The organism is Actinacidiphila paucisporea, from assembly GCF_900142575.1.
Classification (GTDB): domain Bacteria; phylum Actinomycetota; class Actinomycetes; order Streptomycetales; family Streptomycetaceae; genus Actinacidiphila; species Actinacidiphila paucisporea.
This window is the reverse complement of record NZ_FRBI01000033.1, coordinates 20231-45796: the sequence shown is the minus strand read 5'-3', so window position 1 is coordinate 45796 and position 25566 is coordinate 20231. Positions and strand designations below refer to the sequence as shown.

Genomic DNA, 25566 nt, shown 5'->3' with positions numbered 1-25566 from the left:
CGCCGCTCAGTCGGCGGAGCAGCTGCCCGCGGCGCTGTCGTCCTGATCGGGGTCCTGGCACCGCTCCGGGGCCCGGTCCTGGTCGGGGTCCTCGTCCTGCTCCGTGGTGTCGTCGGTACGCAGCTTGTCGAGGATCGCGTCGGAGATCTCGGTGAGCGCGGCCAGTTGGCCGGCGTCCAGCGGCTCGATCAGCCAGTCGCGGATGTGCGCGGTCCTGCGGGGCAGTGCGGCGGTGATGGCGGAGCGGCCGTGATCGGTGAGGGCGATGATCGCGGCCCTGGCGTCATCCGGACATCGCTCGCGGGTGATCAGTCCCCGGCCGACCATCCGGGTCAGCTGATGGTGCAGGCGGCTCTTCTCGAACTGCGTGACCCCGCTCAGCTCAAAAGGCCGCAACTGCCCGCCCGGCGCCTGGTGCAGCGCGCTGAGGATCGCGAAGTCCGGCTCCGACAGGCCGGTGTCCTGCTGGAGCAGCTGCGCGAGCTTGCGCCAGAACCGCACCTGCGTCTCGAAGAAGGCCTGCCACGCGCGGTCCTCGTCCTTGTCGAGCAGGCTCTCACCTGCGTCGAGCAGGCTCTCACCTGCGTCGGGCAGGCTCTTACCCGTGTCGGGCCGGGCTTCGGCGTGGTCCATGGCGGCTGTCCTCGGTGGTCGCTGTTCGACGGGCCGACGCGGCGCGCCAGCGGTCGATGGAGGTTGACACATCAACTGTAGTTGACGGCCCGCCGGTGCGACACCGTACGCCTCACCGTGCCGCGCGCTCCCGGGTGGCGGCCCCCCACGACGGGGGGCCGCCACCTCCTGTTCCCACCTGCGACCGGGGTTCGCTACGCCACCCGCACCGTCCGCAGCGCATTGGACCAGGACTCGACCTGGTCCAGCACCCGGGTCAGCTCGTCGGCGCGCGACTCGGCCGGCGTGAAGGCCGGGTAGGACGGGAAGTCGGTCGCCACGGGCAGCGCCAACTGCGCCTGGACGGTGGCGATGTGCAGCTCCGCGACCACCCCGCGCAGGTGCTCGGCGGCCCGCACGCCACCGGACGAGCCGAAGCTGACCAATCCCGCCGCCTTGTCGTGCCACTCGGCGTAGATGAAGTCCAGCGCGTTCTTCAGCGCGGCGGTGATGCTGTGGTTGTACTCCGGCGTCACGAACACGAAGCCGTCGAACTCCGCGATCTTCGCCGCCCACCGCTTGGTGTGGTCCTTGGCGTACTGGCCGTAGTGCGGCGGCAGTTCCTCGTCGTACTGCGGCAGGTTGTAGTCGGCGATGTCCACGAGCTCGTAGTCGGCGTCGGGCCGCTTGTCGGCGACCGTGTACACCCACTCGGCCACTTCGCGTGCCACGCGTCCCGGGCGCACGCTGCCGACGATGACGGCGATCTTGGGCATGACTGTTTCCCCTCCACGGAGTTGATGTGTCAACTCCAGGATGCGACCCCGCAGGGTGATGCGTCAACTCAATGCCGTCACCGCGGTCCGTCCAGCACCAGCACCGACCGCAACCGGCGCGCGCTGTCCTGGAGGTGACGGGCGATCGCGCCGGTTCTCGCGGCGGCGTTCCGGGTCCAGGTCGTACCCACGCCCAACGCGAGATAGCTGCCGCCGTGCTCGTCGAGGATCGGCACCGCCACCGACAACTGCAGGGGCCGCAGTTCGCGGCTGGAGACCGTGTAGCCGCGCGCCACGGCCGCGTCCAGTTCGGCGCGCAGCCTGGCCGGCGTGGTGAGGGTGCGCTCGGTGAACCGCTCGAAGGGCCCGAGAGCCGCGAGCTCCTCGTCGGAGGGGCGCGGCCACGCCAGCAACGCCTTGCCGAAGGCCGATGCGTGCAGCGGGACGGAGTTGGTCACCCGGGTGTCCCACGCGTCGGGCGCCCACTCGGCAGGCAGGTCCGCGACGACCAGCGCCTCGCGGCCGTCCCGCAGCGCCAGCACGGCGGAACCCGACGTCAGTTCCGACAGCCGGCGCAACTCGGGGCGGGCCAGGTCGAAGCGGCGCTGATGGTGCAGCGCCCGGTTGAGCCCGGCGATGGCGGTGCCGAGCCGGTAGCGGCGGGTCGCCGGGTCCTGCTCCAGGAAGCCGGCGTGCTCCATGGCGCGGGCCATCCGGTGAACGGCGCTGACGTTGAGGTCCATCCGGCGGGCGATGTCGGCGGCCGTGGCGGGTCCCGGCAACTCCCTGAGCACCCGGAGCACGTCGAAGGCCCGCTCGACGGTCTGGGCGCCGGGCGGCCGGGAGCGGGTGTCAGGGGCGTCGGCTTCCGTGTCTGCACGGGCGCCGCGCCGAGCGTCCCGGGTGTCCTGCTCGGTCATGCGCGATGCGCTCCTTCTGGCCTCGACTCAGGTGCGGACGGGGGGTCAGGCCGGGTGCCGGCAGCCTGCCGACACGGCCGGACGGTTGCCGATCCTAGCAACGGGGCGCCATTCATTGCCATTATGTGAAGTAGCTCGTCACTATTTGACATGCCGTCCGCTGCCCTTGAATGCTGTGCGCATGACGGCTTACGACTACGTCGTGGTCGGCGCGGGCGTCGCGGGTTCACTGGTCGCGGCCCGGCTGTCCCGGCGTCCTGGCACGACCGTCCTGCTCCTCGAAGCCGGCGAGCGGGTCCCGGAAGGCGCGTCCGCCCGCGACCCGGCACTCGCCGCCGGGCTGTGGGGGACGGACGCCGACTGGTCGGACGAGACCGTCCCGCAGCCCGGCCTCGGCGGCCGCACCGTACGGTGGCCGGCTGGTCGCGCACTCGGCGGTTCCTCCGCGATCAACGCCGCGCTGTGGGTACGCGGCAATCCCGCCGACTACGACGCCTGGGCCGCGTACGGCGGCGCCGGCTGGAACCACCGTGCCGCGCTGGACGCCTTCCGCCGACTGGAGCGCAACGACCGCGCCCCCGCGTCCTGGGCCGGCGCCGACGGCCCGCTGCCGGTGGAGTCCGCCGCCCCCGATCCGTGGTCGGTGGCGCTCACCGGTGCCGCCCGCGAGCTGGGCTTCGCACCGACCGACGCCAACGGGCCCCGGCAGGAGGGCGTAGACACCCTCCGGATGACCTCGCGCGCCGGGCGCCGCGTCACCTTCGCGGACGCCTTCCTGCCTGGCCCTGACACGGGAACGGAGACGGCCGCTGAGCCGCTCGCGGGTTCGGTCGCGGAAGCCGGCGCGGGCCTGCGGGTCGTCACCGGCGCCCGGGTCACCGGCGTGGCCGTCGACAACGGCCGGGCAGCCGGTGTCACCTACCACCGCGGCGGCGGCCCCGCCCTGCGTGCGACCGCCCGCCGCGAAGTGCTGCTCGCCGCGGGCGCGGTGCGCACCGCGCAACTGCTGCTGCTCTCCGGCATCGGACCGGCCCGCGACCTCGCGGCGCACGGCATCGCAGGCGTCGCCGACCTGCCGGGCGTCGGCCGCGGCCTGCGCGACCATGTCGCGGTGGGCGGCGCGGTCCCGGCGCCGGCCGCGGCGCCGCCGCTGCCCGCGGGCGGCGGCGCGGTCGCGGTCTTCACCCGCGCCGACGGGCAGCCGGGGCCGCCGGACCTGGAGATCGTCCTGGCGCCCGGGGTGCCGGGTACGGACGGCGGCGACCCTGCCCCCGGGGTGCGGTTCGGGGTGGTCGCGCTGCAGCCGCGCAGCAGCGGCTCGGTCCGGCTGGCCGGCCCCGATCCGTTCGCGCCGCCGCTGATCGACCCCGGCTACCTCTCCGACCCGGACGGCTCCGACCTCGCCACGCTGCTGGCCGGTTGGGACCTCGTACGGCGGCTGCTGGGCACACGGGCCGCGGCCCGGATCGCGGCGGCGCCGCCCGAGCCACGGGACGGGGCGGGCGTCCGCGCCACGGCGGGCCCGATGTTCCATCCGGTGGCCACCGCCCGCTTCGGCACGGACGGCGACCCCTGGGCCGTACTCGACGGCGACCTCAGGGTCCGCGGCGTCCGCGGGCTGCGGGTGGTGGACGCGGCGGCCGTGCCGCTGCCGACCCGCGGACACACGATGGCCCCGACCGCGGTGATCGCCGACCGTGCGGCATCGCTGCTCACCGCCGCACCCTCCTCTTCCCGCACCACCCCGTGACACCCGACCCGCTCGCCAAGGAGTCCGACCATGCCGGTGAAAATCCTCTGGTACGTCCAGTCGGCGGACGGCCCCGTGCCCTGGACCGAGGACGGGGTGTGGGCCAACGACCTGCCGCGGTTGCGGGCCCTCGCCCAGGGCATCGACCGGGCCGGCTTCTACGGGGCGCTGCTGCCGACCGGACCGCACGAGCCGCTGGCCCTCGCCGCCGCACTCGCCCCGCTCACCGAGCACATGCGCTTCCTGGTGGCGCTCTACCCCGGCCTGCTCTCCCCCGCGAAGCTGGTCGACATCGCCTCGGTCATCGACAACTTCAGCGGCGGCCGGCTGCTCTTCAACGTCGTCAACGGGCATGACGCGTGGCTTCCCGAGTACGGCATGTTCCTGCCGCACGACGAGCGGTACGCCTACAGCGCCGAATACTGGGACGCCTTCGCCCGCCGCTGGGCGGACCCCGGGGAGGGCTACGAGGGCAAGCACATCAAGCTGGCCGCCCGTACCTTCGACATCCCGCTGACCTACTTCCCCGAGAAGGTGCAGCCCCGGGTGCCGCTGTGGGGCGCGGGCGGGTCGCCGGCCGGGGTGGCGCACGCCGCCCAAGTGGTCGACAGCTACCTGGCGTTCGCCGACCTGCCGGACCGCCTCGGCGGGAAGTTCCGCGAGGTGGCCGGCATAGCGGCCGGGCTCGGCAGGTCGCTGAGCTTCGGCACCCGCTTCCAGGTGATCGTCCGTGACACCGAGGAGGAGGCCTGGGCGTACGCGCAGTCGCTGCTGGAGCGGACCCCGTACGCCAAGGCCGTCGAGCTGTCCGCGTACAAGGCCGGCCCCGGCTGGCTGGACCGCGACCAGGACACCGACGACCCGCGTGCGCTGCGCTGCGTCGACGCGCTGCGGGCCGGCCGGCTGCCCGACGTGCAGGACCTCGTCGTCCACCCGAACGTCTGGCTCGGCCCGTCGGTCTTCGGCTTCGACGTCTTCGGGCCCGGCGCCGGCACCTGGCTGGTCGGCACCCCGGCCCAGGTCGCCGAGCGCATCAACGAGTACGCGGCGCACGGGACCGAGTCCTTCATCCTGTCCGGCTGGCCACTGCTCCAGGAGGCCCTGCGGTTCGGCCGCGACGTACTGCCCCTGCTCGACGTGGACCACGGGTTCGAGGTGCGGCCCTACGACGGGAGCAGCGACGCCGAACTGCTCGCCGCCTTCCCCGAGGTGGACGACCCCTCCGTGCCGGGTGGCCGCCGGACCCCGGCCGCGCACCGGTGAACGCCACGGCGTCCGCCGGCGGTCTCGACACCGTATGGCTGACCCGCTGCCCGGTCCCGACCGCGAGCGGCATCGCCTACCGACAGGGCTGGCTGGCCGAGGAGTTCGGGCGCGAGGGCGTCGCCGTCGCCGAACTGCGCGACGCCGGCCCGCAGTCGGCAGGGCGCCACCTGGACCACGGGCTGCCCGGGCTCTTCCGCGAGGGCGGCAGCATCCCCGCGCTGACGGCCCGCGCGGCGGGCGCCCCGACCCGGCTGATAGGCCTGACCTGGATAGAAGAACGCCAGGTCATCCTGGTCAGGCCGGACTCCGGGATCACCGGGGCCGCCGCGCTCGCCGGGCGCCGCGCCGCCCTGCCGGTGCACGGCCCCGAGCCCGGCGCGGGTGTGATGCGCGCGATGGCGCTGCACGGCTTCCGCGGGGCGCTGGGCCTGGCAGGACTCGGCCTGGACGCGGTCGACTTCGTGGAGGTGCCCGACGCCCGCGACCGCGAGCCGGGCTGGACCGTCAACGGCCCGCTCACCCGGCCGTGGACCGGCATCGAGGCGCTCGCCCGCGGCGAGGTCGACGCCGTCTACGCCAAGGGGCCGGCCGCACTCGACCACGCCGTCCTGGCCGGCGCCGTCATCGGTGTCGACCTCGACGACCACCCCGACCCCGCGTGCCGGGTCAACAACGGCACCCCCCGGCCGATCACCGTCCACGAGCGGACGCTGGCCGAACACCCGTGGGCGGTCGCCCTCTTCCTCGCCCAGACGCTGCGCGCCGCGACATGGGCGGCGGACCACCGCGACGACGTCCTGCGGCTGCTGGCCGTGGAGAGCGGCGGCAGTGCGCAGGCGGCGGCTCGCGCCCACCGTGGTGACTTCCACCGGCGCCTGCGCCCCGACCTGTCCGAGACCCGACTGCAACTGCTGGACCGACAAAAGGAGTTCCTGGTGTCCCACGGTTTCGTCCCGCGCGACTTCCCGCTCGCCGACTGGATCGCCCCGCAACCGCTGCGCGCCGCAGAGGCATTGGCGGCCGCCCGATGAGCGCCGACGACTTCACGAGCGCCCTGCTCGCCGACGCGGCCGTCGCCTTCCGTGTGCTGCACGGCACCGGCACGCTCACCCCGAGCGCCACCTTGAGCTTCGTGGTGCGGGTCCCCGGCGGGGACCAGGTGGTGAACGTCAAGCACCCCGACCCGTTCCGCCCGGACGAGCCCCCGAAGGCGGTGCCGACCAGCATCCTGGACGGCCCCGGCGCGCTGCGACCGTGGGGCGACGGCATCCGCTACACCGCGGTCTTCGCCGCGCACCCGTGGCTCGGCTCCATCGCCCATGTGCACACCCCGCACCTGGCGGCCTGGGCCCAGGCGCACCGCCCGTTCCCGCTGCGCTACGTACCGGCGCAGCGCGAGACGACCGCGGAAGAGCTGCCCGTCTACCTCGACCGCCACGAGGGCGAGGACGAGTTCATCCTGCGCACCCTGGCGGAGGACCCGGACGTCCCAGGCATCCTGGAGGCCAACGGCGGCGCCACCTTGTGGAGTCGGGGCGGCCTGCTCGACCTGGCCCGCCTCATCCTCATCGTGGAGGAGGGCGCCCGCGCCCAGACCCTCGCGGAACCCCTCGGCGGGGCCCGGGAGTTCGGCCCCGGCGTGCTGGCCCAGCAGTGGAACGCGATGGGCCGGGGCGACTCCGAGCGGGCCAGAGAGCGGATCAGCCGGACAGAGGCGCTGTACGCCGGCGCCTGACGCGCGGGGCCGCGCTGCCGGTGCCCGTCCGGCGGCGCGGCCGGCCCGCGCCGAGGGCCGGTGGCCGGGCGCCGACGCGGCCCCCTGGCGGGGCGCCCGCGGCGTCGGACGCGTGCGTCCGCCGCCGCCACACGGCGATTCCGTGGCCTGGCCGCGGTGCTGGTCCTGTATGACAGGGAGATCAACCACCGGCCCGCACTCGCGGATCGGTCCCGGCCGGGGACCGACGTCGGGCCGGCGAAGGGTGATGCCCCGTGCGCCTGCTGCTGACCACCGACACCCACGTGCCCAAGCGGGCCCGCAGCCTGCCCGACGAGCTGCTGGCCGCCGTCGAGGCGGCCGACGTCGTCTTCCACGCGGGCGACTGGGTGGACGAGGCGACGCTCGATCTCCTGGAGGCTCGGGCACGGCGACTGGTCGCGGTCCACGGCAACAACGACGGTCCGGCGCTGCGAGCCCGGCTGCCGGAAGTGGCCGGCGTCGAGGTGGCGGGTGTGCGGTTCGCTGTGGTGCACGAGACCGGCCCGGCACAGGGGCGCGAGGAACGCTGCGAGCGACGGTTCCCGGATGCCGATGTCCTGGTGTTCGGGCACAGCCACATTCCCTGGGACACCACATCGGGCCGCCTGCGGCTGCTCAACCCCGGTTCGCCCACCGACCGGCGCCGCCAGCCGTACCGCACGTACATGACCGCGACAGCGGACGCGGGCGTGCTCTCGGACGTCGCACTGCACCGGCTGCCGCCCCGCAGCCCGGCCTGACCAGGAGGGCGTCCCGGGCGGACGTTTCTCGGAGGCCACGCGTACAGGCGGCGGCACGGCCCGGTCCGCGGCGCCGTCCGTGGCCGCCGCGTCGGTCGGTGCCCGGGTGCCACCCTGAGCAGCTGCACACACGGATGAACCGCCGGGACTGCCCTGGCTTCGGCCCAGGGCAGTCCCGGCGGCGTGACGGCTATTTCTTCAGCGAGGTCGTGGACGAACGCGACCGCTTCTACCTGGCGATGCTCCACCAGCTCGGCATCACCAAGGGCGAGCCGTTCGCGCCCGACGAGCGGACGGCACGGATCTTGGAGCAGGGCGCGGCGGCGGGCGAGCTGATGGCGCAGGCCAGATGCCCCCGGGCCGGGCTGCTCGTCCCGCGCCCGGACGGCGCGCTCTTCTTCGGCGACGGCGGTCACCCGTGCGGAGGTCCCTGCCTGGCCGGGGCGTCTTGCGCCATGGACCTGAAACCATGGTGGTCAGGAGGGCCGGGTGTGGGTGACGCGATCGGGCAGATGCTGGCATCCGCGGTGGGCATCGCCATCAGCAGTTCACCGGCCGGCCCCGCGAGGGCCACGAGGCCCCCGCCCCGAAGTGTGCACCCTGGCCCCACCGCAGGTGGGCAGGCTACCCCGCCTCGCGCAGGGTCGAAACGAGCGCTCGGGTGATCCGCATCGAACGGACCAGCATGGTGCCGACCGCGTCGAACCACTGCTCCCCGCACGGCGCTTGAGCAGAGCACACGGGATCCGGCGTCTGCGCTGTCGCGGCGATCACGGCCGCCACCAGCATTACCGCCGGCCAGGTCGGCCGCAGCCACCAAGGCGGCCGCGCCTCCACCCACCGCTGAGCATCGGCTTGCCGCCACGGGCGGGCGGTCACCTCGGTGCAGGGGGACGCACTGTCCGACATGCGGGAATTATGAAGCCCCGCGTGCCGGAGCCCCGCCCGGGGCCGAGCACGTACAACCGAGCCGATCCGCGCTGACGGCTCTCGGGTCCGTGGTACCGCGAGCGGTACCACGACGACCGGCGGAGCCCGCAGCCGGCCGCTGCAGGCTCCGCCGGCGTGCTCGGACTCAGGCCAGCTCGGTGGCGGCGAACTCCTTCAGCCACGCCCGGAACGCCGGGCCGAGATCCGCGCGCTCGCAGGCCAGCCGGACGGTCGCGCGCAGGTAGGCGCCGCGGTCGCCGGTGTCGTACCGGCGCCCGGAGAAGACCACGCCGTGCACCGGACCGCCGTCGTTCTGCCGCTGGGCGAGTTCGCCGAGGGCGTCGGTGAGCTGGATCTCGCCGCGTTGGTCCGGCCTGGTCTTGGCGAGCGCGGGGAAGATCTCGGGGCTGAGCACGTACCGCCCGATCACCGCGTACGAGGAGGGTGCCTGTCCCGTCTCCGGCTTCTCGACCAGGCCGGTGACGCGGACGATGTCGCCGTCCTCGCCGGCCACCGGGACGATGTCGGCGCACCCGTAGAGGTGGATGAGGGCCGGTTCGACCTCCATCAGGGCGACGACGCTGCCGCCGTACCGCTGCTGGACCTCCGCCATCCGGGGCAGCAGCGGGTCGCGGGGGTCGATGAGGTCGTCGCCCAGGAGCACGGCGAAGGGCTGGTCGCCGACGTGCGGCTCCGCGCAGAGCACCGCGTGCCCGAGGCCCTTGGGGTCGCCCTGGCGGACGTAGTGCATCATCGCCAGCCGGCTGGAGGCCCGCACCTTCTCCAGGAGTTCGTCGTCGCCGCGCCGGCCGAGCAGTTCCTCGAGTTCGTAGTTCCGGTCGAAGTGGTCCTCAAGGGCCCGCTTGTTGCGTCCGGTCACCATCAGGACGTCCGTGAGGCCGGCAGCCACGGCTTCCTCGACGACGTATTCGATCGCCGGCTTGTCGACGATCGGGAGCATCTCCTTGGGAGTCGCCTTCGACGCCGGAAGAAATCGGGTTCCCAGGCCTGCGGCGGGTATGACGGCCTTGGAGACGTGCGAAATGTGCGGTGATCTCTGGTGAGTTGACATGCGCGATACGCCGCCGTAATCCGGCGGCAATTCCCCCCCTGGGTATCAGTGGTAAGTGCACATCATAAGCACATGTCCCAGGGGGTTTTCGGGCGGAAGGGCGGAAGGGCGCAATAACGGAAGGATGGCATCCGCATCTGGTGCCCCAACGCCCCCTGTCGTCACGGCATTTCCAGCAGCCTTGAGAGCGCGTAGCCCGCGATTCCCCGGCCGGCCGCGATGGCATGCGCGTCCTTGTTGCCGGCGGCACCGGAATTCGGCCCGGCGATCGTGGTGTACAGGTAGCGCCCGTGCACCGCGTGCGTCACCGCGCACGCCACCTTGCTGGTGCAGAAGCTGGGGATGCCGGCCCCGGTCACGGGCGTCAGGTTGCCCTTGAAGTCCGTGTTCACCGCCTCGGCGTCGGCAGGCGTCGGGAAGACCATCACGCCCACGGTCACCGCGTCCTTGCCGGAGACGTACGTCGCCAGCACGATCTGCGAGCAGTGGTGCGGGTCCAGTTGCGGGCCGAGACCCCCCTGGGTGCCCTGCCAGCAGGGGGCCTTGTGCGCGGTGATCTTCCGGGCGAACGACTGGCCGTCGACGGCGAGCTTCGGGGCGGTGAACAGGTCACTGCCTCGCAGCGTGGGTGTCGGCTGGCCGCTGGGCCCGGCGGAGGAGCTGCTCGGCGAAGGACCGGCCGACGTGCTCGTGGACGCGCTCGCCGATGTCGACGGGCTGTGCTTGGGGCCGTCGGCGACCTTGTCGTCGCCCTTCTTCCCCATGCTCAGGGCGACCACCGTGCCGGCCGCGGCCACCGCCAGGACGACGACGGAGACGATGCCGATCCTCAGCCGCCGCTTGCGCCTGCGCTCCGCCTCCTGGTCGTCCGCCAGCGCCGACCAGTCCGGTTGGTTGGGGTCGGGCACGTACGGCTGCGGGAGGCCGGGACGCACCCCGTACGGGTAGCCGGCCTGCAGCGGGGGCTCGCCCTGGTGCGGCGGCGGCTGCTGGGCGGCCGGGGCGAACTGGCCCTGCTGGAAGTTACTGAACGGGATGTGCGGTTGCTGCGGCGCCTGCGGTTGGGCCGGTTGCTGCGGCGCCTGCGGTTGAGCGGGCTGGGGGTGCTGCGGCGCCGATGGGCGCTGCTGCGACCCGGCGGGGGCTGTGGGGGCGCCCTGGTGCGGGATACGGGGGTCCTGAGGCCCCTGCGGTGTACTCATAGCCTCGGGACTTCACCTTTCCGATCACCCATGTGAGTGAATCTTAGCGTCAGTGGCGGGCCAGGGAGTCAGGGCCAGCGCATCCAGGCCCTCACGGAAGGCCGCTTTTGTCCGCGGATCTATGTCGAACCGGTAGTCGTAGCGGCCGCCCTCGTCCTCGCTGTGCTGGAACCACACGAAGCCGATGACGTTCGGCGTGCTCTTGAGCCAGCGGAAGAGGTCCGCGGTCCACTGGGCCTGCTGCGGCCCGGGCGAACTGCCGGTCTCCGCCAGCAGGATCGGCTTGCCGGAGAAGCTCTCGACGGCGTCGACCGTGGGCTGCAGCACCTCCCGGGCGGACTTCTCCCCGGTGCCGTAGCCGTCGATGCCGATCCAGTCCACGTACTGGTCGCCGGGGTACAGCGGCTGCAACTGCACCCCGTTGGTGCCGCGGAGGATGTTGGGGCTCCAGACCCAGATCACCTGGGTCGCACCGACGGCGTCGAAGAGGTCGTGGATGTGCCGCCACGCCTTGACGTAGTCGCCGGGGGCGTTGCCGCTGTTCCGCTCCGCCCAGGGGTACCAGTCGCCGTTCATCTCGTGCGCGAAGCGCAGCAGGATCGGCCGCCCGGTGGCCTTGACCTGGCGGGCGAAGGTGATGACGTACTGGTCGAAGGACCCCGACGCGATCTTCTTCAGCGCGTACTGCGGCTGATCCGCGGCCCGCGACGTCCCGTACGGCTCCCAGGTGAGGAGCGGCAGCGCGCCCTGCTGGTAGCTGAGGTCGAAGTCGCTCGGTGAGAAGGACTTGTTCCAGCTCTGGTAGTACTCCAGGATCCGCGGGTGCAGGCCGGCGGCGGCGGTCGCCGCGTCGGTGGTCGCCCGGGCCGGGCCGTGGAAGGTGGCCACGCCGAAGTACTGGCCCTTCGGGTGCAGGTAGTCCGCCTTGGTCAGCCCCTTGGGGGCGGGTTCCGGCGCCTCCCGCGGCGGGATGCCGCGGCCGGTGGCGGACTGGTCAGGGGCGCGGGGGTAGTCGGAGGAGGACGAGCAGGCGGCCAGCACGGCCGTCAGCACGCCCACCAGCAGGCCGACGAGGACGCGCCGGGGCAGCAGCGCCGGACACGCCGGCGCTTGCGGGTGGACGTGCGTATGGACGTGGGCGTGGACGTGGGAGTACGGCACTCTGCGTGGATTGCGCATCGGACGGCGGCGGTCCTACTGCCGGCCCAGTGAACGGAAGGTCCAGCCGGCGGCGCGCCAGCCGTCGCGGTCCAGGACGTTGCGGCCGTCGATGATCTGCGGCCGGGCGACGACCTCGGCCACCGCCCGCGGGTCGAGGTCCCGGAAGTCCCGCCACTCGGTGAGGTGCACGATCAGCTCCGCGCCCTGCGCCGACTCCAACGGGCCGGTGGCGTAGTCCAGTTCGGGTCGCATCTTGCGCGCGTTGTCCATGGCCTTAGGGTCGTAGACGCTCACCGAGGCGCCCGCCCGGTGCAGCCGGCCCGCCAGTGCCAGCGCCGGCGAGTCACGGATGTCGTCGGAGTCGGGCTTGAACGCCGCGCCCCACACCGCGATCCGGCGCCCCGACAGCCCGTCCGGCAGCAGTTCCGCGGCCAGTTCCATGACCCGGTCCCTGCGGCGCAGGTTGATCGCGTCGACCTCCTCCAGGAAGGCGAGCGCCCGCCCGACGCCGAGTTCCTCCGCCCGGGCCCGGAAGGCGCGGATGTCCTTGGGCAGGCAGCCGCCGCCGAAGCCGACGCCGGCGTGCAGGAACCGCCCCCCGATCCGGTCGTCGTACGACAGCGCGGCGCTCAGCTGCGTCACGTCCGCACCCGCCACCTCGCAGACCTCGGCCATGGCATTGATGAAGGAGATCTTGGTGGCCAGGAACGCGTTCGCGGACGTCTTGACCAGTTCCGCGGTCGGGAAGTCGGTGACGACCAGCGGCACCCCGGCGTCCAGCAGCGGACGGTAGACCTCGCGCAGCAGCGGCTCGGACGCGGTGTCGCCGCCGTCGAAGCCGATGACCAGCCGGTCGGGCCGCAGGGTGTCCTCGATGGCGAAGCCCTCGCGCAGGAACTCCGGGTTCCACGCGAGCCGCACCTGCGCGCCGGCCGGGGCGAGTTCGGCGAGCCGGCCGGCCAAGCGCCCCGCGGTGCCCACCGGGACCGTGGACTTGCCGACCACCAGGGCGGGCCGGTCCAGATGCGGGGCCAGCGACTCGATCACCGCGTCGACGTACCGGAGGTCGGCGCCCTGGCCGCCGGGCTGCTGCGGGGTGCCCACGCACGAGAAGTGCACCTCGGCGAACTCGGCGGCCTCGCGGTAGGAGGTCGTGAACCGCAGCCGGCCCGAGGCGACGTGCTTGGCCAGGAGTTCGGCCAGCCCCGGCTCGTAGAACGGGACGCTGCCGGACTGCAGTGCAGTGATCTTGTCCGGGTCGACGTCGACGCCCAGGACGTCATGGCCGAGTTCGGCCATGCACGCGGCGTGGGTGGCGCCGAGGTAGCCGGTGCCGATGACAGTGAGCCGCATGTTACGGGTGCCCTTCCGGTACGTGGGGATCAAGCGTGAATGGGGCGGAGCGGGCCCCACGACGCAGGGGCCGCTCCGCCGCTCCCCGAGCCGGATCCGATGTCGTTGCGCACGGCAATGGCACAGGTTGAGCGGCCTTCCGAACCCCCTTGTGGAGAGAGGGGGCGCGGAACGCGCAGCGATGCTACGGCAATCGCCGGGCTGCGCGAGGATGCCGTGCAGATCATATGGTAAACATTCCCTTCGAAGACAGCTTCTCTGCGGCATACCGCGTCGTCAGGGGCCTGGGGGAAAATCGGCGCGATGGGGAAGGCATGCTGGCGTTCTTGCTGGAGATCCGCGAGCTGCGGATCAGCGGGGTGGTGTACCCATTTGCGGCGTTCATGGCGCTCATCTGGTTGCTGTGGGTGATCAAAATCGTGCTCGCCCGGCGTTACAAGCCGTGGAAGCGCCCATTCCACGCGACCACTTCCGTGATCATTCCGGTGGTCGACGAACCTGAGGAGCTGTTCCGGGAAGTCGTCGGCCGGATCACCGACCAGCGACCGACCGAGATCATCGTGGTGATCAACGGCCGCCGCAACGAGAACCTCGAAGCGATCTGCGACGACCTCGGCGTGCTCTGGTACTGGACGGAGATCCCCGGCAAGCGCAACGCCCTGAAGGTCGGCCTGGAGGCGTCCACCGGCGAGATCGCCGTGCTGGTCGACTCCGACACCATCTGGACCACCAACACCCTCAGTGAGCTGATCAAGCCGTTCCGCGACCCGAAGATCGGCGGCGTGACGACCCGCCAGCGGATCCTGCAGCCCAGCCGCACCGTGCTCACCCGCTGGGCGGACTGGCTGGAGAGCGTGCGCTGCCAGTACTCCATGCCGGCCATGAGCGTGCTCGGCACGGTCGGCTGCCTGCCCGGCCGCACCATAGCCTTCCGCAGCTCGATCCTCTTCGACTGCATGGACGACTTCCTGGGCGAGAAGTTCCTCGGCGTCTTCCTGGAGGTCAGCGACGACCGCACGCTGACCAACTACACGCTGAAGGCCGGGTACCGCACGGTCTACCAGTCGACGTCGCTGGTCTACACCGACGCGCCGCTGGAGCTGAAGAAGCTCGCCAAGCAGCAGTACCGCTGGGCCCGCGGCTCGCAGTACAACACGCTGCGGATGATGCCGTGGATGCTGAAGAACGCGAAGATGCTGGCGCTGTTCTACTTCGCCGACGTCGCCGTACCGTTCGTGCTCCTCGGCACCTTCGCGTCCTGGGTCGTCGCCGCGTTCCACAAGGGCCGTCCCGGCATCTACACGGACCTTCCGCTGCCGTCCGACCCCACCAAGTCCCTGGTGCTGCTGGTGAGCCTGGCCGCGGTGATGTCGCTGTTCTCGCTCATGGTCCGGTTCGGCCGGCACTTCGCCTACCGGCCGCAGGACCTGCTCTTCCTGCCCACGTTCATGGTCATCAACACGCTGCTGCTCCTGCCGGTGCGGCTGCTCGGCTTCTTCCGGTGCGCGCACAACGCGAGTTGGGGAACCCGCGCGGACAGCTTCGCCGGCGAGAAGACCCACAGCCCGCTGGTGCTCGTGCCGTACCTGATCGGCGCAGTGATGCTGGGGGGATCGGTGATGATGAGTGTCTGAGCCGCGAAGCAGCCGTCGCCGCAAGCCGGTCCGCTGGTGGAGCCGCGGTTCCGGCATTCGCCTGCGCGTGTGGATGGCCGTCAACGCCGTACTGCTGTCCGCACTTTCCTACGCCGTCTATGCGGCGGTGGTCTCCAACGCGCAGAACACCGGCTACTCCGGCCTGGGCGGCCCCCCGAGCAGCCCCGGCGTGCTCGAGCGGCTCAAGGGCAAGGACGGGCCGACCGTCCCCAGCAAGGACCAGTTCCTGCACCCGGACGGCATCTACTACGGTGCGGCCACCAAGCTGGCGCCCTACGACGCCCGGGAAGTCGAGCAGTTGACCACCGACGCCGGTGGCATCCGGCCGACCATGGCCTCGTACTTCCTGTCCTGGAACCAGAAGTTCAACCCCGCCTCGATCACCGCTGCCTACGCGCACGGCACCCTGCCGGTCCTGACCTGGGAGCCGTGGCAGGGCGGCAGCATGAACCCGAAGCCGGACGAGATCCTCAAGTCCAACATCGACCAGCCCGCGTACCGGCTCGCGAACATCACCGCCGGCCGCTTCGACACCTACATCACGCAGACCGCCGAGGCGATCGCCGCCGCCAAGTGGCCGGTGGTGCTGCGCTTCGCGCACGAGATGAACGGCGTCTGGTACCCGTGGTCCGAGCGTGTCAACGGCAACCACGCCGGCGACTACGTGAAGGCGTGGCGACATGTTCACGACCTGTTCCAGCAGGCCGGTGCCACCAACGTGATCTGGGCCTGGGCACCGAACATCATCCGTCCCGCGCCCGGCGTCAAGCTCTCGCCCCTCTACCCGGGCGACGCCTACGTGGACTGGGTCGGCATGACGGGGTACGGCGTACGCGAGAAGACGCCGGAGACCACCTTCGGGCCGACGATCAAGCGGATCCAGGCCTTCACCGACAAGCCCATCGTCATCATGGAGACCGGGGCCCAGATCGACAGCAGCCAGCTGAGCTGGGTCACCAGCTTCTTCCCCTGGCTCACGCGCAACCCTGAAGTCATCGGCTTCATCTGGACGGAGAAGGACCGCACCACCGGTGCCAACGCCGACTGGCGCTTCACCTCCAGTGCGGCGGAGAAAGAGGCGTACCAAGCCGGCCTGGCCACCCTGCACCTGACCACCGGCCAGCCCGCCACCACGACGAGCACGGCCCCGACTTCCCCCGCCGGCTCAGCGGCGAGCCCGTCCGCCTCCAGCACAGGGAGCACGCCGTGAGCGAGAGGGAAGTCCTCGACTCCCCGGAAACCATCCCGATCGCGATCATCCCGCAGCCCGGGACCGAGCGGGCCGAGGCGCGGCCCAGCCGCCGCGAGGAGCGCGAGCAGCGGGAGCGCGAGCGCAGGCGCGGCCTGAGCCGCGCCACCACCATGCTGCCGCCGGCCCTGGTCGCCCTCGCCCTCGGCGCCTACCAGATCGGCACCCCGCAGGTCCGCGAGGACGAGTCGGCCACCTGGTGGGCCGCCCACCTGTCGTGGAGCGACCTGGGGCGCCTGCTGGACAACACCGACGTGGTGCTGGCTCCGTACTACGTGCTGATGCACCTGTGGGTGACGGTGGCCGGCTCCTCGCCGGTGGTGCTGCGGCTGCCCTCACTGCTGGCGATGACGGCGACCGCCGCCGCCCTCGCCCTGCTGGGCCGCCGGATGTTCGACGGGCCGACCGGCCTGATCGGCGGGCTGATCTTCGCCGTACTGCCGGCCACCACCCGCTATGCCCAGGATGCCCGCCCCTACGCGCTGTCGGCGCTCGCCGTGGTCGTCGGGGCGCTGTTGCTGTACCGGGCGCTGGACCACGAAGGCGCCGACCGGTGGGGCGGCTACGCCCTGGGCATGCTGGGCACCGGGCTGTTCCATCCGGTCGCCGCCACCGTTGTGGTCGCCTACCTGCTGATCGTCTTCGCCACCGACCGCCAGCGCGCCGGCGCCTGGTTCTCGGTGACGGTGGTCCCGGTGGCTCCGCTGCTCGCGGTCCTGATGCTGGCCCGCGGCCAGAACCACCAGCACCCCAAGGGCGGCACCGGCCTCGACGCGCTGCGGCATCTGCCGCAGGACCTGCTCGGCTCCGTCCACGTCGCACTGGCCGTCGGGGTGCTGGCGGTGCTCGGAGTGCTGCTCGGCCGAAGGAACGGCGTCGCGTTGCTGGTCTGGGCCGTCCTGCCGCCGGTCGCGGTCTTCGCGCTGCGCTCCTACGGCAACCTGTTCACGCCGTCGTACTTCGTCTTCACCCTGCCCGCGATCGCCCTGCTCGCCGCGGCAGGCGTGTGCGGACTCGGCCGCGCACTGCCGGGCAGGGCCACGTCGATCGTGCCCCGGCAGCTCGTGGCAGGACTGGTCGCCTTCGCCGCGGTCGCCGCCGTCTCCGTGACGGTCCTGCCGTCCCTGCGCGACGACCCGCAGCCCGGCGCATACGACTTCCACGCGGCCGCCCGCTTCGTCGCCCTGCAGCAGAAGCCCGGCGACGGCATCGTCTACAGCGGTCAACTCGACGTCGCCACGCGCGCCATGGCCTACCAGTTGCGCGACGCCCCGCAGCCGCTCGCCGACGTGTACGCGATGGTCTCTCCGCAGCGCGGCGGCACCTACACCGGCAAGCCCTGCGCGGCCCCGGTGGTGTGCACCAAGGGCGTCGACCGGATCTGGCTGGTGTCGACCGCGCCCGCCGCCACCCCGTACGCCGGGATGACCGCGGACGAGGGCACGTTCCTCCGGACCGAGTACAAGGCCTCCCCCGCCCGGGAGTTCGACGGAGGGCTGCGCGTAGTCCTGTTCCAGCGGGCCGCCAAGGCGGGAGGGCGTGGCTGAGGGCGGCCGCCCCGTGCGCACGCGGCGGCGCGGCGCGCGCCGGCTGGTGCTCGCGGTCATCGCCGCGGTGGCTGTCGGCGCGGGCGCTCTCGCGTGCGGCGGCGGCACGCCGTCCGGCAACCCCGGCACGAAGGACGCCGAGCACGGCGTCGCCCTTCCCTCCGCGACGACGCCCGAGTTCGTTCCCGACAGGTCGCGTTTCCTCCACCCTCCCGGCGGCACCACGTACGTCGGCGTCGCCGCACCCGGCGCACCCTGGAAGTCCGCGGTGCTCTCCGGCATCGCCGAGGACGCCGGCGTCCGGCCGAACATGGTCGAGTACTTCGTCAACTGGGCCAAGGACTTCGACGAGGGCGCCGTCCGGTCCGCGTACTCCCAGCACGCCTTCCCGGTGATCACCTGGGAGCCGTGGGCCGGGGCAGGCAAGGGCACGAAGCAGCCGTCGTATGCGTTGTCCACCATCATCGACGGCCACCACGACGCTTACATCACCGCGTTCGCCAAGGCCGTCAAAGCGAACCGCTGGCCCGTCGCGATCCGCTTCGGCCACGAGATGAACGGCCACTGGTACCCCTGGGCCGAACGCAACGGCGTCAACAAACCGGGGCAGTTCGCGGCCGCCTGGAAGCACGTGCACGCGATCTTCGACAAGGTCGGCGCACGCAACGTGATCTGGGTGTGGGCGCCGAACACGCTGCGCGGCGCGGACCCGGTCAGCCTCAAGTCGCTCTACCCGGGGGACGCCTACGTCGACTGGATCGGCATGTCCGCCTACGACGTCTCGGAACCCACGGCGGGCGACGTGCTGGACCCGACCCTGCGGGCCGTCCGGAAGTTCACCCGGCGCCCGCTGCTGATCACCGAGACCGGCTCCCAGCCGGGTGCCGGCAAGGCACGCTGGATCACCACGTTCTTCCCGTGGCTGCGGAAGCACCCCGATGTGATCGGCTTCGTCTGGTTCCAGTACACGCGCGAGCAGGGCGCCGGCGCCGACTGGACGTTCACCTCCGGCAAGGCGGCGCGGAACGCGTACCGCACGGGGGTCCGCCTGCTGAAGCCCGCGCCGATCCCGGCTCCGTCCTGACCTGGCCGCGCACGGGTGCCGGCAGCGGCGGACCGGTGCGCACGTGCTTGTACAGTGTCCCCGCTGTGTGGAGGTGGTGAACGATCGTGACCCCGCCTCCTCACCCGAAATCTCATCGGAGGGGACTTTCATGACCGAACGGGGCGATGCGCAGGAGCCCACGCCGAGATTCACCCGGCGCCATGCCATGGAACTGCTGGGGACCGCCGGGGTGGGAGCGGCGGCGGGCCAGCTGTGGAATGCGGCCCCCGCGTCCGCCGCCCCGCTGGACGAGGCCGCAGCGGTGCAGCCTGCCGCGGTCCCGCCGACGGAGGCCGTGGACGCGTCGGCCCTTGACTCGTCGGGTGGTGTCGTGTACGGGTCGCTGGAGGTCGAGGCGGTGCCCGGCACCGTCGACCCCGACCTCCCGGTGGGCCGCGGCAACTCGCTCACGCAGACCGGCATCGCGATCGCCTCGACCTACCCCGCGGACGACGTCCCCACCGGGCAGGACGGCACCGGGCGGCTGAGTCTGTACAGCTACCAGCGGGCGCACACCAACGGATACGGCGAGACCGTCCGCAACTTCCTGATGCGCAAGGACGCCAAGGCGATGACGGCCTGGTACATGCCGTCATCCGGGTACGACACGGACCGTGACGCCGTCAACGGAGCGTGGTCGGCGGTCGCCTGGACCGGTGCGCACTACGAGGCCGACGACCACAGCGGCCTGCACGCGCACTGGGAACTGGAGATACCCGACGCCAACGGAGCCCTGCAGGGCCGGTTCGAGGCACCCTTCGCGGACCAGACCACCGGCAAGATCGGTGTCGACAAGACGAACCTCATGACCAACCTGGCGGACTTCACGGTCCGGACCCACGGCACCGACACCACGGGCGCGGACATCCAGCAGGCGCTGCGGCTGTCGGGCCCGGCCGGCTGGGAGAAGCCGATCGAGTTCGGCAACACGACGGACGGCACGGCGAAGCGGTGGAAGATCCGGGCCACCAACGGCGCCGAGTCGGGCAGCAACGCGGGAACCGACCTGGAGGTCCAGCGGTACAACGATGCCGGCACGGCCATCGACCAGCCGCTGCGGATCATCCGCTCCACCGGCCAGGTGGCGGTCGGCGGCCTGAGCGGCACCTCCGCGGGTCTGACGGTGACCCGCGCGTCGACCAGCCCCGCGGTCACCGTGACGAGCACGACCGCGAACGGTCAGGCCGTCCTCGCGGTCACCGCGGATTCGGCGTCGGCGGCCTATCAGGCCCGCATGAGCAGCGACACGATCAACCGGTTCCGGATCGGCGCCGACGGCCGCATGGAGTGGGGCAGCGGCACCGCGACCCGGGACGTGACCCTGTACCGCTCCTCCGCGGACACCCTCCGCACCGACGACAGCCTCCGCGTCGACGGGAACGTGTACCTCTCCACCACGAGCCTGGGTGGCGGGTCCGGGGTCATCGCCGTCGCGAACGCGAAGGTGGTGCCCAACGCGGCTCCCAGCGGCGGCGGTGTCCTCTTCGTCCAGAACGGCGCACTGAAGTACGTCGGCTCCTCCGGCACCGTCACCACCATCGCCCCTGCGTGACCCGGCTGCGGGACGACGCAGCCGGTGGACGCTCGGCCCGCCGAACGGGACGCCCCGTTCGACGGGCCGGCCGGCCCATCTGCCGGGCCACGGACCGAATGGCGCCGCGCGGGGCTCAGACCGTCTCGTTCAGCTTTCCGGTGGCCACGTCGAAGACGAAGCCGCGGATCGCGTCCTTGTGCGGGACGAAGGGGTCCGCCTTGATGCGGGCGATCGACTGGCGGACGTCGTCGTCGAGATCGGAGAACGCCTCCGCCGCCCACGGCGGGCGGATCCCGGTGTCCTTCCGCACCGCGTCCTTGAAGCCGTCGTCGGTGAAGGTGAGCATCCCGCAGTCGGTGTGGTGGATGAGGATGATCTCCCGCGTACCCAGCAGCCGCTGGCTGATGGCCAGCGAGCGGATCTCGTCGGAGGTCACGACACCGCCGGCGTTGCGGATGACGTGCGCCTCGCCTTCCTTCAGGCCGAGGATCGCGTAGACGTTCAGGCGGGCGTCCATGCACGCCACCACCGCGAGCCGGCGGGACGGCGGCAGCGGAAGCGGACCGTCGAAGGTCTCGGCGTAGGCGGCGTTGTTGGCGAGCAGTTCATCGGTCACAGACATGCGGACTTCCTTTGCAGCACTCCGGAGACGGCGGACGGACGACGAGCGTGGAAGGGCCGCGCCGGGGCTCAGACCCCGGACATGGCCTGCCGACACCACTCGTCGAACATCCCGGTCCGACGGGACGGCCAGAAGTCCTCGATCACCGCGAGACGATGTGCCATGTCCCCCAGTGAAGCAGCTGTCCCGTCACGCACAAGACCACAGACGTTCGATCTCACCCCTTCGGCCGTGCGGCCGCCGGTGGGGCAAGCCCGTGGTCAGCGCAGGTGGACCAGGATCCGCCCGGGGTTGTCCGGGTCGACTTCCACCCGGGCGTAGAGCTTTTTCAGGTGCGTCTGCGCCAGCGTGGTCAGCACCCGCTGCCTGAGCGCGCCCGTCCCCTTTCCCGGGATGACCTGCAGCACGTCGACCCCGGTGGCGGCGGCCCTGAAAAGCGCCTGACGCAGCGCGACGTCGAGGTCGCGGTTGCTGCGGAAGATCGGGTGCAGATCGAGCGTGAGCAATATGACCGCCTCCCACGGGTAGCCGTACGGTCGCAGCGTACGGCAGGCTCCGCGCATCGAGACCGTGCCCGCGTCCGCTGATGCCGCAGGACGGCACTCCCCCATCGCCCGCCCGGCCACCACCGCCTTGCGTTCGCCGGCATCGCCCGCACCGTCACTGCTACCGCAGGCTCACCAGCGGCTCCCGCACCTGGACGCGCTGCACCGCGACAGCGCGGACGGGACCGGGGCGGCGATCGAGAGGTGTCGGCGGATTCCGGGTGCCGCGCGTTCCGATTCGGGATCGGTCGAGGCGTATTTCGCCGTCTACGTGCGCCGCATCCCTGGCCGTACCCCGCGCCGTATATCGCGGCGGCTTCCTTCATCGCGCTCGGCCAGGCCATGACCGATACGGACTGGTCAGACCCCGGATCGGCTCAGGTCTGCCGTTGGTGCGGACCTTGATGGGCGGCGCCCGTAGTCAGAGGTGGTTCCGAAGCGATCCGGGCGGAGGCCGTTCGGCGCGATAATGCTGAACTCCGCAGCTCGGGCGGCCTTCGACCGTCCGGCAGGCGAGGGAATGTCGGCCGCGAGCATTTCGCCCGGGAATTCACTCGACTGCGGCTGCGGGCCGGCTTCACCATGCGCGCCCTGGCGCGCGCGACCCAATTGCCCTCCAGCACCATTGGCGACTACTCGTCGGGCCGTTCCTTCCCGTTGCCCACCGACATGGAGAAGCTGCGCGTCCTCCTGATCGAGCTGGGGGTCACGCGGGAAGCCGACATCAAGGCCTGGACCGATGCCGCGCTGCGCGCCAGGGGGCCGGTCGGCCACCAGCGCCGTACGGCGTCACTGCCCTACCGGGGGCTGGCGAGTTTCGGCGTGGAGGACGCGCGCTGGTTCCACGGCCGGGAGGAGGCGACCGCGGAACTGCTCGCCGCCGTCTCGGAGGACCAGGACCTCGACGTCCCGGTGATCGTGGTCGGCGCCTCCGGGTCCGGGAAGACCTCGCTGCTGCACGCCGGCCTTCTCGCCGCCCTCGCCGGGTCGCTGCTGACCTGCACGCCGGGCGACAGCCCACTGGCCGAGCTGTCGGCGGGGATCGCCCGTGCCACCGGCCGTCCCGCGCTCGCCCCCGACCTGCTGCGGGAGCGGCCGGGCGCGGTCGCCGACGAGGTGGCCGGCCTGGGAGAGGCGGGTCTGACCGTCGCGGTGGACCAGTTGGAGGAGATCTTCACCCTTTGTGACGACGAGGAGGAGCGGAGCGGGTTCCTCTCCGCTCTCGCTGCCCTGGCCGCGGTGCACACCGGTTCCGGGGGCCGCGTACTCGTCGTTCTGGCCCTGCGCGCGGACTTCTACGGTCAGGCGCTGTCCTATCCGGTCCTCGCCGCGGCCCTGCGTGGCCGGCAGGTCGTTGTGCGGCCGATGACGACCGAGGAGCTGCGCCGCTCCGTCACCGGGCCTGCCCGCGAGGCGTCCATGGAGGTCGACGACGGCCTGGTCCCACTGCTGTTGGCCGACCTGTCGCCGGGCGGCGGAAACGGTGCCGCGCACAACCCCGGCGCCCTGCCGCTCCTGTCGCACGCTCTGCTGACCACGGCGGAGCGCTCCGGCGGCAGGCGTCTGACGGTCGCTGACTACCTCGCGACCGGAGGAATCGAGCACGCCATCGGGAATTCCGCCGAGCGGGTCTACGGCGACCTCGGGGAGTCACGGCAGGAGGCCGCACGCCGGCTCTTCCTGCGCCTGGTCCACCTGGGCCAGGACACCGCCGACACCCGCCGCCGGGCCCGGTGGGCGGAGTTGACCGGGTCGGACGGCACGGTGCCGCCCGACGTGGACGAGGCGCTGACCGCCTTCGTGGCGGAGAGGCTGCTGACCGTCGACTCCACGTCGGTGGAGATCACCCATGAGGCGCTGCTGGGCGGCTGGCCACGGCTGCGGGAGTGGACGGAGGCCAACCGGGCCAGGATGCTCCAGCATCGGCGGCTGGCCGACAGCGCCTTCGGCTGGCAGGAAGGCGGCCGGGACACGGGCGCGTTGTCTCGGGGCGGCCGCCTCGCGCTCTTCCGGGAGTTGGCCGCCGACGCCACGTACGGCGCCGTGCTCAGCAGGCTGGAGCACGAGTTCCTCGACGCTTCGGCGGCCCAGGAGGAGCGTGCCCACGCCGCGGACCGCCTGCGGGTGCGCCGGCTGCGGCGGCTCTCGGCCGCACTGGTGATCGCCCTGGTGGCAGCGCTGGCGCTCGGCGGCGTCGCATTCCGGCAGCGGTCGCAGGTGAACATCGAGCGCGACCAGGCACTGTCCCGGCAGATCGCCGGGCGGGGCGAGTTGCTGCGCCAGCAGGACGTGTCACTGGCGGCTGGCCTGGGGGTGGAGGCCTACCGGATCAGCCCGACGACCGAGGCCCGGACCCTCCTGCTGGAGGCGTCGGACACCCCGAGCGCCGTTCGCCTGGAGCGGGCGCGGGGAGTTGTACAGGCGGTGCCGGTCAGTTCCCGGCATGTCCTGGCGTCGGCTGCCGCGGACGGGACCGTGCGGCTGTGGGATGTGGCCGGCGCCGGGCCGCGGCTGCTGCGGCTGATCAAGTTGCCGGCCCGAACCGCCGTGTACGCGGCGGCTTTCACCCCTGACGGCAGGCAATTGGCCGCGGCCGGCCAAGACGGCGAAGTGCGGCGGTGGGACGTCACCGACCCCGCCCGTCCGGTGTCGCTGGGCTCGGTCGCGGCCGGCGCCGGCACACTCTACGCGCTCGCCTACAGCCCGGACGGGCGGACGCTCGCCGTGGGCGGGCAGGACGGCACGGTGCGCAGATACCAGGTGGGTACGCCGGGCACGCCGGTCGGCCTGCGACCGCTGACCGGGCCCAGGAAATCCGTCCAGTCGCTGGCCTTCGCGCCGGACGGTCGGACGCTGGCAGCCGGAAGCGCGGACGGCGGCACCTACCTCTGGCGGCCCGGCGGGTCGACCGCTCCGGTGTGGGCCAGCGGGGCTGCCCGCACGCCGGAGATCGTCTTCTCCGTGTGCTTCAGCCCCGACGGCACGGTCCTTGCCGCAGGCAGCAGGGACGGGTCCGTCCGGCTGCGGCGCATCGGGCCCGGCGGACTGCCGGGGCCGTCCCTCACCCCGCCCACGCCGGCCACCAGTTGGGTCAACTCCCTCGCGTTCAGCCCGGACGGGCACCTGCTGGCGATGGGCAGCAGCGACTCTTCGGCCAGGCTCTGGGACATGGGCACCGGACAGGTCTCCGCCGTTCTGCCGCACCCCGGGCCGGTTGCCGCCGTGGCGTGGGACAGCTCGCAAACCCTGGTCACCGGGGCGGGCGACGGAGCGGCCCGCCTGTGGCACCTCCCCGTCCCCTACCTGCCCGGCAGCGGCCTGGTCGCCAGCGTCGCCTATCGTCCGGACGGACGGGTGCTGGCCGTCGGCAGCGGGGCGGTACGCCTGTGGGACACCGCCCGGCATCGGTCGCTGGGCGCGGCGCTGGCCGGCCCGACCCCTGCCAACGCGGTGGCCTTCAGCCCGGACGGTGACACGCTGGCCGTCGGGTACAACGACGGCTCGATCCGTCTGTGGGGCGTCCGGGACCCGAGCCGTCCGGTGCCGCTGGGCGGCCCGGTCCAGGGCGGAGGCGGCCAGGTGATCGAGACGCTCGCCTTCCGCCCGGGCGGTGGCATGCTCGTCTCCGGCGGGGACGACCATACGATCAGGCTCTGGCGCCTGTCGCCGGGGCGGCCCTTGTCGCGGGCGACGGAACTGCACGGTCCGCAGAACTACGTCTTCTCGGTCGCCTTCAGCCCGGACGGGCGCACCCTGGCGGTAGGCACCCGA

The 25566-nt window shown here is 72.3% G+C and carries 20 protein-coding genes and 1 pseudogene; 11 read left to right on the top strand and 10 right to left on the bottom strand.

Annotated elements, in window-relative coordinates:
- Window positions 1-6 precede the first annotated feature (6 nt).
- The 3 genes from BUE44_RS31645 to BUE44_RS31635 all read right to left on the bottom strand — a co-directional run bounded on the left by BUE44_RS31645 (window position 7) and on the right by BUE44_RS31635 (window position 2308).
- Window positions 7-633 (bottom strand): MarR family winged helix-turn-helix transcriptional regulator, encoded by a 627-nt coding sequence (locus tag BUE44_RS31645; protein ID WP_073502461.1) that lies wholly within the window; start codon window positions 631-633, stop codon window positions 7-9.
- Between the two features lie 194 nt (window positions 634-827).
- Window positions 828-1388 carry an NADPH-dependent FMN reductase gene (locus tag BUE44_RS31640; RefSeq protein ID WP_073502460.1) on the bottom strand — a complete coding sequence of 187 codons (561 nt, stop codon included), beginning with the start codon at window positions 1386-1388 and terminating at the stop codon, window positions 828-830.
- Between the two features lie 77 nt (window positions 1389-1465).
- Complete coding sequence (locus tag BUE44_RS31635) at window positions 1466-2308, bottom strand: IclR family transcriptional regulator (protein ID WP_079190262.1); 843 nt, start codon at window positions 2306-2308, stop codon at window positions 1466-1468.
- A gap of 181 nt (window positions 2309-2489) precedes the next feature.
- Here BUE44_RS31635 and BUE44_RS31630 point away from each other — a divergent pair, with 181 nt between their 5' ends.
- From BUE44_RS31630 to BUE44_RS31610, 5 genes are all read left to right on the top strand, one after another.
- The gene (locus BUE44_RS31630; RefSeq protein WP_073502459.1) at window positions 2490-4058 is read left to right on the top strand and encodes a GMC family oxidoreductase; all 1569 of its coding nucleotides are present in this window, start codon (window positions 2490-2492) and stop codon (window positions 4056-4058) included.
- A gap of 30 nt (window positions 4059-4088) precedes the next feature.
- Window positions 4089-5321: an LLM class flavin-dependent oxidoreductase gene (locus BUE44_RS31625; RefSeq protein ID WP_073502458.1), complete on the top strand. Its 1233-nt coding sequence runs from the start codon at window positions 4089-4091 to the stop codon at window positions 5319-5321.
- Window positions 5318-6355, top strand: coding sequence for an ABC transporter substrate-binding protein (locus BUE44_RS31620; protein WP_073502457.1), 1038 nt, complete (start codon window positions 5318-5320; stop codon window positions 6353-6355). The genes BUE44_RS31625 and BUE44_RS31620 overlap by 4 nt, the downstream gene beginning before the upstream one ends.
- The gene (locus BUE44_RS31615) at window positions 6352-7059 is read left to right on the top strand and encodes a class II aldolase/adducin family protein (protein WP_073502456.1); all 708 of its coding nucleotides are present in this window, start codon (window positions 6352-6354) and stop codon (window positions 7057-7059) included. Before BUE44_RS31620 ends, BUE44_RS31615 begins: the two co-directional genes overlap by 4 nt.
- A gap of 254 nt (window positions 7060-7313) precedes the next feature.
- Window positions 7314-7820, top strand: coding sequence for a metallophosphoesterase family protein (locus BUE44_RS31610; protein ID WP_073502455.1), 507 nt, complete (start codon window positions 7314-7316; stop codon window positions 7818-7820).
- A 624-nt stretch (window positions 7821-8444) separates the two neighbouring features.
- Here the strand turns inward: BUE44_RS31610 and BUE44_RS38100 are convergent.
- From BUE44_RS38100 to BUE44_RS31585, 5 genes are all read right to left on the bottom strand, one after another.
- Complete coding sequence (locus tag BUE44_RS38100) at window positions 8445-8729, bottom strand: hypothetical protein (RefSeq protein WP_200804582.1); 285 nt, start codon at window positions 8727-8729, stop codon at window positions 8445-8447.
- Between the two features lie 166 nt (window positions 8730-8895).
- Window positions 8896-9822, bottom strand: coding sequence for a UTP--glucose-1-phosphate uridylyltransferase (locus tag BUE44_RS31600; protein WP_073502453.1), 927 nt, complete (start codon window positions 9820-9822; stop codon window positions 8896-8898).
- A 161-nt stretch (window positions 9823-9983) separates the two neighbouring features.
- Window positions 9984-11024 carry a hypothetical protein gene (locus tag BUE44_RS31595; RefSeq protein WP_073502452.1) on the bottom strand — a complete coding sequence of 347 codons (1041 nt, stop codon included), beginning with the start codon at window positions 11022-11024 and terminating at the stop codon, window positions 9984-9986.
- Between the two features lie 24 nt (window positions 11025-11048).
- Window positions 11049-12203, bottom strand: coding sequence for a glycoside hydrolase family 26 protein (locus BUE44_RS31590; RefSeq protein ID WP_079190261.1), 1155 nt, complete (start codon window positions 12201-12203; stop codon window positions 11049-11051).
- A gap of 15 nt (window positions 12204-12218) precedes the next feature.
- The gene (locus BUE44_RS31585) at window positions 12219-13538 is read right to left on the bottom strand and encodes a UDP-glucose dehydrogenase family protein (RefSeq protein WP_073502450.1); all 1320 of its coding nucleotides are present in this window, start codon (window positions 13536-13538) and stop codon (window positions 12219-12221) included.
- Window positions 13539-13852: 314 nt separating this feature from the next.
- Between BUE44_RS31585 and BUE44_RS31580 the strand changes: the two genes are divergently transcribed.
- The 5 genes from BUE44_RS31580 (at window position 13853) to BUE44_RS31560 (ending at window position 20646) form a co-directional block, all read left to right on the top strand.
- Window positions 13853-15172, top strand: coding sequence for a glycosyltransferase family 2 protein (locus tag BUE44_RS31580; protein WP_073502449.1), 1320 nt, complete (start codon window positions 13853-13855; stop codon window positions 15170-15172).
- Complete coding sequence (locus BUE44_RS31575; RefSeq protein ID WP_143172628.1) at window positions 15165-16403, top strand: glycoside hydrolase family 26 protein; 1239 nt, start codon at window positions 15165-15167, stop codon at window positions 16401-16403. Before BUE44_RS31580 ends, BUE44_RS31575 begins: the two co-directional genes overlap by 8 nt.
- Entirely contained in the window at window positions 16400-17989 is a 1590-nt protein-coding gene (locus tag BUE44_RS31570) for a glycosyltransferase family 39 protein (protein ID WP_073502447.1), read from the top strand. Before BUE44_RS31575 ends, BUE44_RS31570 begins: the two co-directional genes overlap by 4 nt.
- A complete protein-coding gene (locus BUE44_RS31565; RefSeq protein WP_073502446.1) occupies window positions 17982-19073 on the top strand; it encodes a glycoside hydrolase family 26 protein in 1092 nt (363 codons plus the stop codon). Before BUE44_RS31570 ends, BUE44_RS31565 begins: the two co-directional genes overlap by 8 nt.
- Before the next feature lie 130 nt (window positions 19074-19203).
- Window positions 19204-20646 (top strand): hypothetical protein, encoded by a 1443-nt coding sequence (locus tag BUE44_RS31560; RefSeq protein WP_143172627.1) that lies wholly within the window; start codon window positions 19204-19206, stop codon window positions 20644-20646.
- 115 nt (window positions 20647-20761) lie between these two features.
- Here BUE44_RS31560 and BUE44_RS31555 read toward each other — a convergent pair whose 3' ends face one another.
- Both BUE44_RS31555 and BUE44_RS31550 read right to left on the bottom strand, forming a co-directional pair.
- A complete protein-coding gene (locus tag BUE44_RS31555) occupies window positions 20762-21250 on the bottom strand; it encodes a beta-class carbonic anhydrase (protein ID WP_073502444.1) in 489 nt (162 codons plus the stop codon).
- Between the two features lie 260 nt (window positions 21251-21510).
- Window positions 21511-21813, bottom strand: a complete 303-nt coding sequence (locus BUE44_RS31550) for a Smr/MutS family protein (protein WP_079190260.1) — start codon at window positions 21811-21813, stop codon at window positions 21511-21513.
- Window positions 21814-22377: 564 nt separating this feature from the next.
- Here BUE44_RS31550 and BUE44_RS31545 point away from each other — a divergent pair.
- Window positions 22378-25443: pseudogene (locus BUE44_RS31545) on the top strand (nSTAND1 domain-containing NTPase); the annotation flags it as partial.
- Between the last annotated feature and the right edge of the window lie 123 nt (window positions 25444-25566).